Source organism: Streptococcus sp. Marseille-Q5619 (assembly GCF_946901205.1).
Lineage (GTDB): Bacteria > Bacillota > Bacilli > Lactobacillales > Streptococcaceae > Streptococcus.
This window is the reverse complement of sequence record NZ_CAMPPO010000001.1, coordinates 60,068-76,878: the sequence shown is the minus strand read 5'-3', so window position 1 is coordinate 76,878 and position 16,811 is coordinate 60,068. Positions and strand designations below refer to the sequence as shown.

Below are 16,811 nucleotides of genomic sequence, written 5' to 3'. Positions count from 1 at the left end.
GTAATCTAATTAGCACATTTTGTTCAACATATCGACCCGAATTTGGTGACGTCCACCATCGTATTTACCGTTAACAAATCCTTTAGCGATGTTTTTAGCCAATTCGTCACCAACAAGTTGTGCACCCATAGTGATCATACGTGAGTTGTTGTGGCCACGAGTCATATAAGCTGAACGTTCGTCAGATACTTCTGCAGCAACCATTCCTTTGATTTTTGTTGCGACCATAAATGGACCAGCACCGTAAGCATCAATCACGATACCAAGGTTTTGTTCTTCTTTGTTTACTTCTGCAGCAACAGCAAGAGTCACATCAACAAAGTCTTGACCTTCAGCTGTAACATCCACAACGTGGAAGTTTTCTTTTTCTAAGAAGTCTTTCACAACTTCTTTCAATCTCAAACCTGCAGCATCTGCACCGATAACAATAGACATATTGTATACTCCTTTTTATTTTTTCTATGCTGGATTCCAGCAGTGTATTGGCTGTCTTTAAAAAACAGTCAATTAGTCCTCACAAACATAATATACTACTATTGTTTGAAAAAGTCAACAGTTTGTGTTTGTTTTTGTTATTTATTTTTTACTTTTTTATAAAACTTCTATCTCAAACCCTATTTCTTCAACCTGATTGGCTTCTAAGAGACGAACATTCTTCTTATCTTCTAAATGATCTCCTTCTTCAAGGGATGTTGACAAGCCAGACCATGGCTCAAAGGCAATGAAAGGCCCCTTGTTCAAAGTTGACCAGATGATGAGGTTTGGAAACTCTTCAAAGTGCACTTTCAATCCCTTATTATGTTTACGAGAACGAAGCGCAATTGTTTGAGATTGCAATTCATCCAAAGTCACTGCATCTGTGCTGAAAAGATCATAACTAAGATCGATTTCTTTTTGTCCCTCTAGCCATGGACTTCTATCTTGAAAATCAAGCATCCCCGTTTCTGGGAAAGGACGCGGAACAGAGCAAGTCTCTTCTTTCTCAAACTCTAGATAATAATCTTCATAGACTTCATCATCAAGCAGAGGACAATTAAATCCTGGATGTCCACCAATAAAGTAAGGCATGACCTTGCTAGTTTCTTTATTGAAAATCTTGTATTGAGTCCGTACTGTCTTCCCAGTAAGGATATAAGTGATTTCTAGGCGGAAATGATAAGGATAGTTTTGATAGCTATTCTCATCGTCTTCAATTGCAAAAGTTACACTCTTGTCTGTCTGTTCAACTAATTCAAATTCTTTCTTACGAACCAAACCATGACGAGGAATCTTTCCTTTGCTTTCCTGCCCCTTCTCATCTATATAAAGTGCTATATCCTCTCTCAATGAACCACAAATGGGAAAGAGAACAGGAGCTTGACCACTCCAATAAGTAGCATCCCCTTGCCACAAATACTCGAGACCTTCCGCATCTTTTATAGAAGAAAGAGCCCCACCAAAACTGTTAAATTGAACTCTTAATTGTTCTGATTTTAATTCAATTACCATTATTTTCTCCGATTTCTTGATAGTTTATAAAAAACTAGGCTGTCACTCCTAATGGTATGACAACCTAGTTTCAACAATTTACATTTTATAGGAGCGCATTATTTTGCTTTTGCTGCGTACTCTTCATTACGTTTAATCATTTGTTTTCTGTACCATGCAAAGATACCGATATAGAATACAAGGAAGACTACAGCACCAAGGATTGCTTTGATATCACCTGTTGTAGTGTTACCAATTGTCCAACCAAGAAGTTTTTCGATTGGTCCTTCAAGAGTAGAGTGAGTAATCAATTGAGTTTCACTCACACCTGCTGGGAAGGCACCTACACCTTTAGCAAGTTCTGTTGCAAATGGTGCGATAAGTGTACCTGAAAGAAGGAAGAGGGGCAACAAGAGTGTTCCGAAGATGATCATACGGAGCAATTTACCACGTGTTACAACCAAGAGAGCTGGAGTAACACCCATAGCGATGATACCTGCAAGTGGCAAGATACCATTTCCAACTTTTGAAAGAAGTACTGCTTCAACCAACATGATTGGTGCAAGTACGTTGGCACAAGCCCAAATTTCAGCACGACCAGCGATGAATGGCCAGTCAAGACCGATGTTGAATTTACGTCCTTGAAGACGTTTAGTAGCAACGTTTGTAATACCTTGTGATAGTGGTTCTACGGCTGCGATGAACCATGAACCGATAAGTGAGAAGAGTTCCAAAGATACACCGGCAGTCAAACCAAGAGACAACCATCCTCTGATAACAAGACGCCATTTATCTGCATCTTCAACTCCTGCAATTGGATGTGGAGTTCCCATAATACCGATAACGATACCAAGGATGAAACCGATAAAGAATTTAGAACCCCAGAAACCGATTTTTTTGTTCAATTTAGCAGCGTCAAAGTCATATTTATCAAGACCTGGGAAGAATTTTTCAAAAATCTTATCCAAAACCATGATAACTGGGTTCATCATGTAGTTCATGTGAGTTGAAGTCATTGGTGATGAACTTGGAGCGTTAAGAAGGTCATCAAATGTAGGTTTCATCAAGTCAGAGTTGATAATTTTCAACACACCAACAAGGACGATAGCTGCTGTAGCAATAAAGAGTGAAACCCCTTGGCTCACACCATTGTTGTCAGCATACCATTTAATCAAAAGACCTGTGATAGACAAGTGCCAGATATCAAAGATATCAACGTCAAGTGTATCTGTTTTCTTCATAGCAAGCATCACTATGTTGACAATCAACATGATGAGCAAGAAGTATAGTGTCCAAGCAGATCCCCAAGTGATTGTTGCAAGTGGTGCCCAACCAACGTCAGTGATACTCAATTGGATACCAGTGTTTTCAACGAATTTTGCTAGTGATGCTGAGAAAGCAGTGTTTAGCATACCGATGATGGCACCGATACCTGTAAGAGCGATGGCAAGTTTGATACCACCTTCAAGCGCTTTGGAGAATTTCACTCCAAAAAGTAAAGCCAATAATGTCAAAATGATTAACATGATGACAGGACCACCCATATCTAAGACGGGCGTGAAAACCTTTTTGATTAGGTCAAAGATTGCATCCATAACAGTTCCTCCCTTTTTTATGTTATATGAATGTTAACAAATTAAAATTAGCTTAACCCGTGTTCTTTAATAGCTGCTTCAATATTATCATATACTGGAGCACTCATAGCTGGGATACGGAATAAGATTGGTCCAGCTTCGATAACTGGAATACCTGGGTCAAAACCAAGGTCTGTCGCAGCAATTGGTGTGAAGATGTCATAACCTTTGATAAGGTCCTCGTTGACGTCCTTGACCATGACTGCATCACAGTGCACATCGTAACCACGGTTTGAAAGTTCTTCTTCAAGAGCACTTTTAATTTGGTGGCTTGAGTTAACACCTGCACCGCAGGCAGCAAGAATTTTAATCATATGGATCTCCTCCGATTTAATATTTTTAATAGACAAGATTAAGCGATTGCTTCAGCGATATAAGCATAGAGGGCTTCTGGTTCAGAAATTTTTGATAGGTCTTCAAGATGGCCATTTCCTGTGAAGAAGTCCATCAACTGAGCAAGAATGTTAGTTTGACTTGAGCTTGAGTTGTTAATAATAAAGAAGAGCAAGGATACTTCTACTTCCTTATCTGGCGCAATCATATTGTGGAAAGTCACCGGTTTCTCTAATCGAACGACCACAACTTTTTCAGCCAGATTATGAACAATATCTGTGTGAGGAATAGCTACATTCGGCAAATCCTTACCTAAAAATTCCATATCTAAGCCAGTTGGAAATGACTTTTCACGCGTGATCAAGGCTTCACGATAGGTCGGAGTTACGATTTCTCGTTCTTCCAATAAAGTTGCAACCTGATCAAAGAGATGTTCTTGATTATCCGCTTCTAAGCAAAACACAAGGTTTTTGTCAAAGAAATGATCTAATCCCATAAGGTTTTCCCTTCTTTCCATTAACTTTATGCCATAAGTATAACACTATATGAAATCGTTGTCAATAGTTTTCTGTTGATTTTTGTCTCTTTTTTTATATTTTTGTTGTGTTTATAGTTTGTTATATAAAAATAAACACACAAACAAATACTCCAAGCATTTTTTCTGTTCTAATACTCAATGAAAATCAAAGAGCAAACTAGGAAGCTAGCCTCAGGTTGCTCAAAACACAGTTTTGAGGTTGTAGATAAGACTGACGAAGTCAGCTCAAAACATGGTTTTGAGGTTATAGATGAAACTGACGAAGTCAGCTCAAAACATGGTTTTGAGGTTGTAGATGAAACTGACGAAGTCAGCTCAAAACATGGTTTTGAGGTTGTAGATGAAACTGACGAAGTCAGCTCAAAACACTGTTTTGAGGTTGTAGATAAGACTGACGAAGTCAGTAACCATACATACGACAAGGCGACGCTGACGTGGTTTGAAGAGTATAGAAACTAAAAAAGCAGGCCATTAAAGCCTGCTTTACTATTGATTCTTATATAAATTTTCCTGTGAACAAGGAAAGGCATTTCTGATAACTTATTCTTCATCCATACTCAAGACGCTGAGGAAGGCTTCTTGTGGGACTTCAACTGATCCAATAGCTTTCATACGTTTCTTACCAGCTTTTTGTTTTTCAAGGAGTTTACGCTTACGAGAAACGTCACCACCATAACATTTAGCAAGTACGTTCTTACGAAGGGCCTTGATATCAGTACGAGCCACAATTTTGTGTCCAATTGCTGCTTGAATTGGCACCTCAAATTGTTGACGAGGAATGATTTTCTTGAGCTTATCAACGATGAGTTTCCCACGTTCGTAGGCAAAGTCCTTGTGAACGATAAAGCTGAGGGCATCCACCTTGTCTCCATTGAGAAGGATATCCATTTTGACCAGCTTAGAAGGGCGATATTCTGACAATTCGTAGTCAAAACTTGCATAACCACGAGTTGAAGACTTAAGCTTATCAAAGAAGTCAAAAACGATCTCCGCAAGCGGAATTTGATAAATAACATTGACACGGTTATCATCAATATAGTCCATAGTCACAAAGTCACCACGCTTACGCTGAGCTAATTCCATCACTGCTCCAACAAACTCCTGTGGTACCATGATTTGCGCCTTAACATAGGGCTCTTCAATGGTCGCAATCTTAGTTGGGTCTGGAAACTCAGATGGGTTAGACACATCCATTGACTCACCGTCGGTTTGATTAACCTTATAGATAACAGATGGAGCTGTCATGATGAGATCGATATTGAACTCACGTTCCAAACGTTCTTGGATAACATCCATATGGAGAAGTCCAAGGAAACCACAACGGAAACCAAATCCAAGTGCCTGAGATGTTTCTGGTTCAAATTGGAGACTAGCATCATTCAGCTGCAATTTTTCAAGGGCTTCACGTAGGTCATTGTACTTGTTTGATTCGATTGGATAGAGACCCGCAAAAACCATAGGATTCATCTGTTTGTAACCATGTAATGGCTCTGCTGCAGGATTGGTTGCCAAGGTAACGGTATCACCCACACGAGTATCCTGAACAGTCTTGATAGAAGCCGCAATATAACCAACATCACCAGTCGCAAGGAAATCACGACCAACTGCCTTGGGTGTAAAGATACCGACTTCCGTAACATCAAAAGTCTTGCCATTGCTCATAAGCTGAATCTTATCGCCAGGTTTAACCACCCCATCCATAACACGAACTTGAAGAATAACCCCACGGTAAGCATCGTAAACCGAGTCGAAAATCAAGGCCTTAAGAGGCGCCGTCACATCACCTGTTGGCGCTGGCACTTTTTCTACGATTTGCTCGAGGATTTCTTCAATACCAATACCAGCTTTGGCAGAAGCCAAAACTGCTTCACTGGCATCCAAACCAATGACATCTTCAATCTCTGTACGCACGCGCTCAGGATCTGCAGCTGGTAGGTCAATTTTGTTAATGACTGGCATGATTTCCAAATCATTGTCCAAGGCTAGATAAACGTTGGCAAGGGTTTGAGCCTCAATCCCTTGAGCGGCATCGACCACCAAAATCGCTCCCTCACAGGCAGCTAGCGAACGTGAAACTTCATAGGTAAAGTCTACGTGTCCCGGCGTGTCAATCAAGTGGAAAATATAAGTTTCCCCATCTTTTGCAGTATAATTCAGCTCGATGGCATTGAGTTTAATGGTAATCCCACGTTCTCGCTCTAAATCCATGCTATCCAAAAGCTGGGCCTGCATTTCACGGCTTGAAACGGTCTCTGTTTTTTCCAAAATGCGGTCTGCTAGAGTTGATTTCCCGTGGTCAATATGGGCGATAATAGAGAAGTTACGGATCTTCTCCTGTCGTTTTTTCAATTCTTCTAAGTTCATGATTCTCTTCCTTTCAGGGTATCTATTTATTATAAATTGTTTTTGATATTTTGACAAGACCATACCCTGCTCGGAGTACTAATCTTCAGCGACAAAGCCGTCATTTTCGATAAAGTGATGTTCTGTCATTCCTTGGTCTGTAAAGACAATCCCATGAAGGACCCCACCATAGACAGCTCCTCCGTCCATTCCAATCTTGCCATCTTCTGTAGTCCAAAGCTCAGCTGTACCACGCTCTTGCTTTAACAAACCATAAACTGGTGTATGACCAAAGACAATGATTTTTCCAGTATGATTTTCTGCTTCGTGGAATGGTTTTCTAAGCCAGACTTTTTTATAATCTGTAGTTTCATGCCAGTCGTCTAAGGTCAAATCAATACCTGCGTGCACAAAGATATACTTATCTGTCTCTACCACAAACGGCATTTGACGAATAAATTCGACCAGGTCTGCCGCTTCAGTGGCAACACGCTTGGCATCCTCAACTCCATCAACTGGTGCATCCAAGGGACGACCTAGGATAGAATTAATGGTTGTATCTCCACCATTACGACGATAGTGGTCATAACTTTCTTCTGGGTCATCTAGCCATGTCAAAAACATATACTCGTGGTTTCCTGACAAACAGATAGCACCTTGATTATCAACCAAGTCCTTAACCATTTCAAGGACACGGCGACTATCTTCACCGCGGTCAATCAAATCCCCTAGAAAGAGCAACTGGGTCTGACCATCCCATGTTTTGAGAAGGTCTTCTAGCATTCCAGCTTTTCCATGAACATCTCCAATTACATAATAATCTGTCATCTTATTTCTCCCTGTTTCTCAACAATTCTCTGGCTTGCGTCAGAGCTGCTTCCGTCACATCATCACCTGCCAACATCTTGGCAACTTCCTCCACTCGCTCTTCAACCGTCAAAAGACGAACAGTCGAAACCGTTGAATGCTCATTGCTAATCTTCTCAATAAAGAATTGATAATCCGCAATCGCAATCACTTGTGGCAAATGGGAAATAGCCAGAACCTGACCATTCTGGCCAATCTTGTGAATCTTCTGCGCGATAGCCTGAGCTACACGACCTGAAACTCCCGTATCCACCTCATCAAAGACAATACTGGTCTTGCCTTCTTTACGTGAAAAAGCAGACTTGATAGCTAGCATGAGACGAGACAATTCTCCGCCAGATGCAACCTTGACCAAGGGTTTAAAGTCTTCACCAGGGTTTGTTGAAATGTAAAATTCGACCATTTCATTGCCCTCACGGCTGAATTTACCCTTGCTAAAACGAACCTGAAACTGAGCTTTTTCCATATAAAGGTCTTGCAGTTCTTGTTTAATCTCAGCTTCGAGCTGCTGAGCCAAGTCATGACGAGCAGAAGCAAGTTGACCTGCCAAATTAACAAGATTGACTTCTAATTTTTTAAGCTCTGCTTCCATGTCCTCAGACGAAAGGTTATTACCTGTCAAGAGATTGTATTCTTCCGTAATCTTGGCAAAATAAAGCAAGACATCATCAACAGTCCCACCGTACTTACGGGTAATGGTATGAAGGAGGTCCAAGCGATTCTCAACCTGCATGAGACGATTACCGTCAAAATCAAGGTCCTCAATAATAGCTTCCAGACGCTTGCTAATATCTTCTAAGACATAGTAGGTCTCAGACAGAGAGCTTGAAATTTCACGGTATTCAGGATCATACTCTTCAACACTTTCCATGTCATTCATGGCTGAACGAACATTGGCCAGACTTGAAAACTCTTCATTGTCCAACATGCTGTAGGCATTGGTCAGTGTATCCGCAATATTTTTATGGTTGAGGAGTTTATCACGCTCTTGATTGAGAGCCAGATCTTCTCCGGCTTGCAAGTTTGCTGCCTCAATCTCTGCCATTTGAAATTCTAACATTTCGATACGTGCCTTGTGTTCCTGTTGGTTTTTCTTGACTTCCAGAACCTGCTTACGCATTTTACGGTAGGCATCAAAACTCGTTTGATAGGTTTCTTTCAAGGTCCAAAAGGCTGTATCACCAAATTCATCCAACATCTGGATATGCAGTTGAGGACGCATTAACTCCTCTTGGTCATGCTGACCATGAATATCTACTAGATGTTGTCCAATAGCACGCAAAACAGACAGATTGACCATCTGGCCATTGACACGGCTGATACTCCGACCATTTTGCAAGATTTCCCGACGGATGATAATTTCATCCCCCATTTCCAAACCTTGCTCATCAAAAATTTCCTGTAAAAGGCGACTATTCTCAACTGAGAAAAGTCCCTCAATCTCTGCCTTTGGTGCACCATGACGAATAACATCTGTCGTAGCACGAGCTCCCAACATCATATTCATGGCATCAATGATAATCGACTTCCCTGCACCCGTTTCACCAGTCAGGATAGTCATCCCCTTTTCAAAATTGAGGGAAATAGCCTCAATAATGGCAAAGTTTTTTATCGAAATTTCAAGTAACATATAGACCTACCAATTTTTTACTTGTTCAAAGATTTCCTCAGCTAGACTTTCACTTCTGGCAATGACTAAAATCGAGCTATCATCAGCTAAACAGCTAAAAATCTTGTCAGCAAAAGTCTCGATTAACTGAGCTTTTACAAAAGCTGTATTTCCTGGAATAACTTGGAGATTGATCATCTTATCCATCAATTCAGCTGACTCAATATTGTCTTCAGCCAGTTGCAAACTTTTCACGATTGATTTTGGCAATTCATAGACATAGGTACTGTCTCTCAAAGGAATTTTGACAATACCTAGTTCTTTGATATCTCGTGATACCGTTGCTTGAGTGGCAGTGATGCCTGCTTCTTTCAAATGTTCTACGATTTCTTCTTGTGTACCGATTTGATAATCTGTCACAAATCGTCTAATTTTTTCAAGTCTCTCTTTTTTATTCATTTTTAAATTGACTATGCGCCCTCTCTACTACTTCTTCAATATCAGCAAGAACCTGATTGCTTGCTGACTCTTCTTTTTTCAAATATGCTAAAAATTCAATATTTCCATGTCCACCTTGGATGGGAGAAAAGTCCAAACCAAGGACTGAAAAGCCTTCCTCTACTGCCATAGCTGTGACAGATTCAAGGACATGTTGATGGACCTTGGCATCGCGAATAATTCCATTTTTCCCAATCTGCTCACGTCCTGCCTCAAACTGAGGCTTAACCAGAGCCACGACCTGCCCTTGATCAGCCAAGACACGGTGCAAGGCTGGCAAAATCAGACTAAGGGAAATGAAACTCACATCAATACTGGCAAAGCTCGGTTCCTTTTCGAAATCAGTCTTTTCTGCATAGCGGAAATTGAATTGCTCCATACTGACAACTCGTGGGTCTTGGCGTAATTTCCAAGCCAACTGATTGGTACCAACATCTACTGCAAAGACTAACTCAGCACCATTTTGCAGCATAACATCGGTAAAACCTCCAGTAGAGGCTCCAATATCAATCGTTGTTGCCCCTTCTACTGTCAAATCAAAGACCTGCAAGGCCTTTTCTAATTTCAAGCCACCACGGCTAACATACTTGAGTTTTTCACCCTTGAGTTTTAGCTCGGTGTCATCTGGGATTTTTTCTCCTGGTTTGTCAAACCGTTCTCCATTAAGGACTGCTACGACTAGGCCAGCCATCACACCGCGCTTGGCTTGTTCTCGCGTTTCAAACAAGCCCTGTTTATAAGCTAGTACATCCACTCTTTCCTTAGCCATTGATTCTCAAACTTTCTACTACACTTACAATCGATTCTGTTTCAAAGGGAACCTGCTGGGCAATGTCGTCTAATTTGGCATTAGCTTGATCCAAAGTCTGGTTACAAAAGGCAATAGCCTCTTCCAAGCCCAACAAGGCTGGATAGGTTGACTTTTCAGCCTGTAGGTCCTTTTGTGGTGTCTTGCCGATTTCCTCAAAACTGGCGGTCACATCTAACACATCATCTCGAACTTGAAAAGCAAGTCCAATCAATTCGCCAACCGTTTTCAGCTTTTCCTGCATTTCAGGTGCCAATTCCGCAATGATAGCAGCCGCTTGGAAGGGATAGGCTAGTAGTTTTCCAGTCTTATTAGCATGAATGGTCTGAAGTTCTTCCAAAGACAAGTGCTGGTGTTCGCCCTCCATATCCAAAACCTGCCCTGCCACCATGCCCAGACTTCCTGAAGCTAGGGATAAGTTAGCAATCAAATCCACCTTGATCTGACTTGGCAAATCTGCCTGCGCTATCAAGGCATAGGGATCTAGGAACAAAGCATCTCCAGCCAAAATGGCCATAGCTTCACCGAATTTCTTATGGTTGGTCAAACGCCCTCGACGGTAATCATCATCATCCATGGCAGGAAGATCATCATGAATCAAACTCCCTGTATGAATCATTTCCAAGGCCGCAGCCACCTGTGCATGTGCTGGTTTAATAGCCACCTGCAAGGCTTCCAGAACTTCTAACAAGAGAAAAGGTCGAATACGCTTGCCACCAGCATGAATGGAATAGAGAACAGACTCTCGTAAACTAGAAGCAAACTGCTGATCTCCATAAAAATCTTCCAAGACAGATTCGACAAGAGCTAATTTTTCTTGCTTTTTCATTCAAAATCACTTTCTGTTCCGTCTTCTTGCATGACCTTGACCAAGGTCTTTTCAGCCTTGTCCAGCGTCGCTTGGAGCTCTTTTGACAAGACCATACCCTTTTGAAAGGCAGTAATCGCATCTTCCAGAGCAATTTCACCATTTTCCAAACTTTGGACGATGGTTTCCAGTTCTGCTAGATTTTCCTCAAATTTCTTTTGTTTTGACATCTTTAACCTCTAATTCTACTTGACCATCTCGCATCAAAAGCGTCACTTGATCTTTTTTCTTCAAACTCTCAACCGAATCTACAACGGACTCTTCTTTTTTGACAATAGCATAACCACGCGCCACGATTCGACTGGTATCCAACATGAGCAAGGCTTCCGAAAGTCGCTTCACTTCAGCAACCTTGGCATCATAAACCAAAGCCATTTGGCTACGGAGGAGCTTGTCTAACTGACCTAGACGGTCTTGATAACGCTGGATTTTGGTAACAGGTGACAATTGGACTAGTTGATGCGTCCTCACTTGTACTATCTGTTTGTTATCAGAAATCCGTGTTCGCAAACTTTGTTTTAAGCGCAGTTGCAGTTGATCCAACCGTTGCAAATAGCCATCATACAAACGCTCTGGCTGTCTAAAGATAACAGACTGACTGCATTTTTTCAAAGCTTCTTGTTTCTTCGATAGGACATTTCGGACCGCTGTTGCCATTCGTTTTTCTTGATTTTGCAAATGAGCTAATAGATCCAACTTGGTCACAGGTGTTGCTAGTTCAGCTGCCGCTGTCGGCGTCGCAGCCCGTCTATCTGCAACAAAATCTGCCAAGGTCACATCCGTCTCATGTCCCACACTAGAAATGATTGGCAAACGAGATTCAAAGATAGCTCGTACCACAATTTCTTCGTTAAAGGCCCAGAGATCCTCGATGGAACCACCACCACGACCAATAATCAGCAAATCCAAATCGTCCCGTTCATTAGCACGCACAATATTACGAGCAATTTCCTCTGCTGCTCCATCTCCTTGCACCTTGGTCGGATAAAGAAGGATGTCAACACCTGGAAAGCGCCTGCTGACGGTCGTGATAATATCTCGAATAACGGCTCCACTGCGACTGGTCACTACACCAATTCTCTTAGAAAATTGGGGCAGAGGTTGCTTGAAACGTTCTTGAAACAGGCCTTCTTCCGTCAATTTTTTCTTAAGTTGTTCAAACTGAATCGCAAGCGCTCCAACCCCATCAGGCTCAGCCTTTTCAATGATGATGGAGTAGCTACCGCTCGGCTCATAGACCTGCACGCGCCCAATCACATTGATTTTCATTCCTTCTTCTAGGTCGAAACCTAATTTCTGATAAATCCCAGACCAGATGGTCGCTTGAATAACTGCCTGCTCATCCTTTAGGGAGAAATATTGGTGAGTAGGTCGTTTACGAAAGTTGGAAACTTGACCAGTTAAATAGACCCGTTCCAAGTAAGGGTCTTTATCGAATTTCATTTTCAGATACTTGGTCAAAGTTGTTACCGATAAATACTTTTCCATCTCCACCTACTATTCATTTACTTGCTCTTTCATGGGTATTATTATACCAAAAATATGCCTAAAAATCTCCATTTATGTACCATGTATGAAGGAAAAATAGATAATAGGTTTACAACAAATATCTGACAGCTTATGGCATAAGAAAACGAGTATCTTCAATTACGGAAATACTCGTTTTTTTGATATTTTAAAAGTGAACTTTTGCCTTCTGCTTAAATCTTTTCGACAAAACCTTGATAACTATTTGTTACTTTCATCTTTACGTTTAGTAAACACAAAGAATGATGCTAAAGTTGTTAATAACCCAACCACAGTCATACTCATGTCCGACGCACTCCCCGTACGTGGCAATGTTGGTTTTTCCTCTTTTGGTGGCTCAACTAGTTTCGTTGGTATCTCCTCTTTTGGTGTCTCAACTTGTTTTGTTGGTTTCTCCACTTTTGGCGGTTCCACTGGTTTTACTGGTTTCTCCACTTTTGGTGGTTCAACAGGTTTTACTGGTTTCTCCACTTTTGGTGGTTCAACAGGTTTTACTGGTTTCTCCACTTTTGGTGGCTCCACTGGTCTCGTTGGTGGCGTTGGTTCTTTCAAGTCAGGCTTAACCGGTGGGGTTGGAGCTTTTGGTTCTTTCAAGTCAGGTTTCACTGGTTTTTCTTTATCGAACTTATTTGGTTCTTTTGGAGCAACTCCTAATGGTGTTGGTTCTTTAAGTTCTGGTTGTTTTGGTTCAACTGGTTTCGTTGGTGGCGTTGGTGTTTCAATCAATTCTAGTTTCGGTTTCACATCAATATATTCGTCAACGATAGCCGTGTTGATTCCGAATAATTGAGTGAATGGGACGGTTGCACCAAATTCCAAATAGAAGCCATCTTCTGACACTTTTATAACACCTGCACCTTTGTATTTGTAAGGTGATTCTTGGTTATCCCATACCGGGTTTCCACTGTTAATTTCATCTAATGTTTTATCGGCATAAAATCCATCATCATGTTTATAGACAAAAGATTCATTCAATTTGATAAATGAAGCATTATGAATAGCATACACAATTTCACGATAGGTACTAGGCCATGTATTCACATTGGATCCATATTTGTTAGTCATATAATCTTTGACTTTTTTGAAACCATCTTTTTTGTACTCTTCTTCATCTTTTACGTATGCTGTTTTCAATTCTGCTTTTTTTGTATTCCACTCTTGACGTTTAGCAGGGTCACTCAATAATCCGCCGGGTTTTGATGCTGTTTCGAGGTCTACGTTATACAGTTTCTTAAATTCGTCATTTAAGTATTCGTCATAAACTCCTGATTTCCCATAGAATTCCTTAAACATATCCTTATTGTCTGCGAAATAATACGAATTGTCACTATAACCATGCCATCCTGTATTCATAGAACTCACTGCAAACATAACTGGTTTTTCTTTTGTTGGAATCACTTTCGTTCCATCTTCAAGATATAGAGTTGGTTTCATACGAACTCTTGTACTATATCCATGTTTTCTGAAATCACCATAGATTGATACTGAAATAGTTGGATCGTAGGCAGGAGAAATTTGCATTGTATCAACAGAACTACCAGTCTCTAAGACAGTGTATTCATAATCAATACGTGTGACTTTTTTCTTATCGTATGTGGTGTTCTCTAAGTTTGTGTAAGTCACGGTAAACGGTCTATCTTTTTTGGCAATGACAGGATATGTGGTGATATGTGGGTCTTTGCCGTATTCTCGATAACCTGTTACTGTTTCATCCCATCGTTTGATGATCTTATCTGTCAAATTATTTTTGGCTAATGCTTCATCTGATAATTGGTCGCTACTCAACTTTTTATGATTTAGTTTCCAAAAACTTCCGTCTTTCTGAGTATATTTCAACATTGCTAAAGCACCAGTATCACCAGTATCTTTAACTTCTATGCTGATTTTAGCATTTGGTTCTTTAACGAAAATCAAATAGTTTTTTCTTCGCTTGCAAAACGACCTGGTTTCTTCGATTCTTCTTCGAATTTTTTCAATTTTTCGTTATATTCTGCTCTACGTTTATCGTTTTCAATTTTATCAGCAGCTTCATTAGATTTAACTTGTTTATTGTATTCTGCAAGTTTTGTATTGTATGTTGCAAGTTTAGCGTCATAATCAGCTTTGGCCATATTATAGTCAGTTTGAGCTTTGTCATAGGCCGCTTTATCTTTTTCATATTGTGCTTTTTTAGCATCCCACTCAGCTTTAAGTTTTTCGTATTCAGCTTTTACCCTGTCCGCCTCAGCTTTTTGTTTATTGTATTCCGAAAGGTCACTTTCGTATTTTGTAAGTGTCTCTTTGTTTGCAACTAACGCTTTGTCATATTCATCCTTCGCCTTATCGTACTCAGCCTTGTCCGCTTCATATTTAGCCACACTTTCATTGTAGGCTTTAAGTTCTGCTTCATATGCTTTCTTATCTAATTCATATTTTGTTGTTTCTGCCTTATACGTAGTTAAATCCTTGCCATAACTATCAAACTCGTTTTGTTGAATGTTTGAAGATTGGTCAGAAGCTTCAACTGTATGCACCCCAAATAAGATAGCAGAAGTTAAGCATGCGCTTGCTAATCCAAATTTTACTGAGTTTTTGTTCATATTACTCACTCTTTCTTAGAACGATTTAGAGAAAACTTAGTTTCTTTTGATTATTTATATTCCAAACTTAATACATATACAATAAATTTACTTAAATCTAATTCATCTGTTTATTTGCTGTTTCGAGCTTCTTCCAAAATCTTAGCAATCTTGGTCGTCAACAGGTCAATAGCAACTGTATTGCTGACTCCCTCAGGAATGACAATATCAGCATAACGCTTGGTTGGCTCGATAAACTGGTGGTACATTGGTTTAACCACACCTAAGTACTGGTCAATAACGCTATCAAGACTACGGCCACGCTCCTCCATATCGCGCTTGATACGACGAATAATGCGCACATCATCATCCGTATCCACAAAAATCTTGATGTCCATCAAATCGCGCAGGCGCTTGTCCTCCAAGACCAAAATCCCCTCAACGATAAAGACATCTTGAGGCTCTTGACGATAGGTCTTGCTACTTCGTGTATGCTCTGTATAGTCATAAGTCGGGATGTCCACCGGACGCCCTGCCAACAATTCTTTAATCTGCTCGATCATCAAATCTGTATCAAAGGCAAAAGGATGGTCATAGTTGGTTTTGACACGCTCTTCAAAGGTCAAATGAGACTGATCCTTGTAGTATGAATCATGCTCAATCATGGAAATCTTTTCATCAGGAAAATGCGATAAAATGGCTCTTGAAACACTGGTCTTACCACCGCCAGAACCACCTGTCACTCCGATAATGATTGGTCTATTTTGCATGCTATCCTCCGTTTTTTTATCCGTCGTCTATTCTATCACATTTTTTACAAAATTTATAGTCTGATTTTGGATAGTCTAAGGGAAACATTTCCAATCCCTACACCCAGTTAGACTAGCTAAAAACCTTCCTTGGTTTGTAGAGATTGCCTCGTTTTTCTAGAATGGCTAACAATTTATCATCTTCAAAGGCAGCCAGTTCTTTGTCCGTTTGGTCTAGCTCAATAAAACGACCAAAGCGAACTTCCGTAGCCTCTTCTGGACTTAGGAAAACTTTGACAAGGTCACCTGTCCCAATCTCTAAAGGATGGAGAAAATCCAGCTGACCAGCCTCCACTTTTGCAGCAATTTCTTCCAAGCTAAGAGCATCTTCTAGCTGCAAACCGGCTGCACTAGTCCGTGTCAGATGTGACATATGAGCCGCATAACCAAGCTTTTCACCTAAATCAACTGACAAGGTACGAATATAAGTTCCCTTGCTACATTTTACACGAAAAGTAAAGCGTGCAAGATGACCCTCATAAGAAATCGGACTTGTTCGCTCAAATTGATAAATGGTCACCTGACGTTCTGGACGCTCCACTTCCTGACCAGCACGCGCATACTCATAGAGCTTACGACCATTGACCTTAACCGCTGAGTACATAGGTGGAATCTGAGTAATAGGCCCAGTCAGATTCGTAATCGCTTCATCCACAAGCTTTTCATCCAAGTGCGATAAAACAGGTGTCTCTACGACCACTTCCCCACTGACATCCTCAGTCGTCGTGGAATAACCCAGAGTGATTTCCCCCTCATAGACCTTTCCCTCATCCTGCATAAACTCGACCATTCGTGTCGCCTTGCCAACCGCAATCGGCAAAACACCCACCACATCCGGATCCAAGGTTCCACCATGACCAATTTTCTTGGTTCCCAAAATCTTACGCAGTTTAAAAACCGCATCATGCGAGGTCATGCCCGCTTCTTTTTTTAAGTTGATAATACCGTTCAT

At 40.7% G+C, this 16,811-nt stretch carries 18 protein-coding genes; 1 reads left to right on the top strand and 17 read right to left on the bottom strand.

Features of this window, described 5'->3' with window-relative positions; translation table 11 throughout:
- Window positions 1-9 precede the first annotated feature (9 nt).
- The 5 genes from lacA to OC530_RS00345 all read right to left on the bottom strand — a co-directional run bounded on the left by lacA (window position 10) and on the right by OC530_RS00345 (window position 3,930).
- Window positions 10-435: a galactose-6-phosphate isomerase subunit LacA gene (gene lacA / locus OC530_RS00365; RefSeq protein WP_000029277.1), complete on the bottom strand. Its 426-nt coding sequence runs from the start codon at window positions 433-435 to the stop codon at window positions 10-12.
- Between the two features lie 156 nt (window positions 436-591).
- Complete coding sequence (locus OC530_RS00360; RefSeq protein ID WP_262078531.1) at window positions 592-1,488, bottom strand: aldose 1-epimerase family protein; 897 nt, start codon at window positions 1,486-1,488, stop codon at window positions 592-594.
- Between the two features lie 98 nt (window positions 1,489-1,586).
- Entirely contained in the window at window positions 1,587-3,062 is a 1,476-nt protein-coding gene (locus OC530_RS00355) for a PTS galactitol transporter subunit IIC (RefSeq protein ID WP_000338735.1), read from the bottom strand.
- A 47-nt stretch (window positions 3,063-3,109) separates the two neighbouring features.
- Complete coding sequence (locus tag OC530_RS00350; protein ID WP_000590550.1) at window positions 3,110-3,415, bottom strand: PTS sugar transporter subunit IIB; 306 nt, start codon at window positions 3,413-3,415, stop codon at window positions 3,110-3,112.
- Window positions 3,416-3,453: 38 nt separating this feature from the next.
- Complete coding sequence (locus OC530_RS00345) at window positions 3,454-3,930, bottom strand: PTS sugar transporter subunit IIA (RefSeq protein WP_000521974.1); 477 nt, start codon at window positions 3,928-3,930, stop codon at window positions 3,454-3,456.
- 180 nt (window positions 3,931-4,110) lie between these two features.
- On the opposite strand from OC530_RS00345, the gene OC530_RS00340 reads away from it, so the two are divergent.
- Entirely contained in the window at window positions 4,111-4,431 is a 321-nt protein-coding gene (locus OC530_RS00340; RefSeq protein ID WP_262078528.1) for a hypothetical protein, read from the top strand.
- Window positions 4,432-4,512: 81 nt separating this feature from the next.
- On the opposite strand, the gene lepA is transcribed toward OC530_RS00340, so the two are convergent.
- From lepA to truB, 12 genes are all read right to left on the bottom strand, one after another.
- On the bottom strand, window positions 4,513-6,336 hold the full coding sequence (lepA, locus tag OC530_RS00335; RefSeq protein ID WP_050242730.1) for a translation elongation factor 4: 1,824 nt from the start codon (window positions 6,334-6,336) through the stop codon (window positions 4,513-4,515).
- A 78-nt stretch (window positions 6,337-6,414) separates the two neighbouring features.
- Window positions 6,415-7,143, bottom strand: coding sequence for a metallophosphoesterase family protein (locus OC530_RS00330; RefSeq protein WP_024057651.1), 729 nt, complete (start codon window positions 7,141-7,143; stop codon window positions 6,415-6,417).
- A 1-nt stretch (window position 7,144) separates the two neighbouring features.
- Complete coding sequence (recN, locus tag OC530_RS00325; RefSeq protein ID WP_164226239.1) at window positions 7,145-8,812, bottom strand: DNA repair protein RecN; 1,668 nt, start codon at window positions 8,810-8,812, stop codon at window positions 7,145-7,147.
- A 6-nt stretch (window positions 8,813-8,818) separates the two neighbouring features.
- Window positions 8,819-9,250: an arginine repressor gene (locus tag OC530_RS00320; RefSeq protein WP_164226238.1), complete on the bottom strand. Its 432-nt coding sequence runs from the start codon at window positions 9,248-9,250 to the stop codon at window positions 8,819-8,821.
- Window positions 9,243-10,058 carry a TlyA family RNA methyltransferase gene (locus OC530_RS00315; RefSeq protein WP_164226237.1) on the bottom strand — a complete coding sequence of 272 codons (816 nt, stop codon included), beginning with the start codon at window positions 10,056-10,058 and terminating at the stop codon, window positions 9,243-9,245. The genes OC530_RS00320 and OC530_RS00315 overlap by 8 nt, the downstream gene beginning before the upstream one ends.
- On the bottom strand, window positions 10,051-10,926 hold the full coding sequence (locus tag OC530_RS00310) for a polyprenyl synthetase family protein (RefSeq protein ID WP_164226236.1): 876 nt from the start codon (window positions 10,924-10,926) through the stop codon (window positions 10,051-10,053). Before OC530_RS00310 ends, OC530_RS00315 begins: the two co-directional genes overlap by 8 nt.
- Window positions 10,923-11,135, bottom strand: coding sequence for an exodeoxyribonuclease VII small subunit (locus OC530_RS00305; RefSeq protein ID WP_000043230.1), 213 nt, complete (start codon window positions 11,133-11,135; stop codon window positions 10,923-10,925). The genes OC530_RS00310 and OC530_RS00305 overlap by 4 nt, the downstream gene beginning before the upstream one ends.
- Window positions 11,113-12,453 (bottom strand): exodeoxyribonuclease VII large subunit, encoded by a 1,341-nt coding sequence (gene xseA, locus OC530_RS00300; protein WP_164226235.1) that lies wholly within the window; start codon window positions 12,451-12,453, stop codon window positions 11,113-11,115. Before xseA ends, OC530_RS00305 begins: the two co-directional genes overlap by 23 nt.
- A gap of 240 nt (window positions 12,454-12,693) precedes the next feature.
- Window positions 12,694-14,406 carry a GbpC/Spa domain-containing protein gene (locus tag OC530_RS00295; protein WP_262078514.1) on the bottom strand — a complete coding sequence of 571 codons (1,713 nt, stop codon included), beginning with the start codon at window positions 14,404-14,406 and terminating at the stop codon, window positions 12,694-12,696.
- Window positions 14,403-15,071: a hypothetical protein gene (locus OC530_RS00290; protein ID WP_262078512.1), complete on the bottom strand. Its 669-nt coding sequence runs from the start codon at window positions 15,069-15,071 to the stop codon at window positions 14,403-14,405. The genes OC530_RS00295 and OC530_RS00290 overlap by 4 nt, the downstream gene beginning before the upstream one ends.
- 110 nt (window positions 15,072-15,181) lie before the next feature.
- Complete coding sequence (gene udk, locus OC530_RS00285; protein WP_001181376.1) at window positions 15,182-15,820, bottom strand: uridine kinase; 639 nt, start codon at window positions 15,818-15,820, stop codon at window positions 15,182-15,184.
- 112 nt (window positions 15,821-15,932) lie between these two features.
- A complete protein-coding gene (gene truB, locus OC530_RS00280) occupies window positions 15,933-16,811 on the bottom strand; it encodes a tRNA pseudouridine(55) synthase TruB (RefSeq protein ID WP_262078777.1) in 879 nt (292 codons plus the stop codon).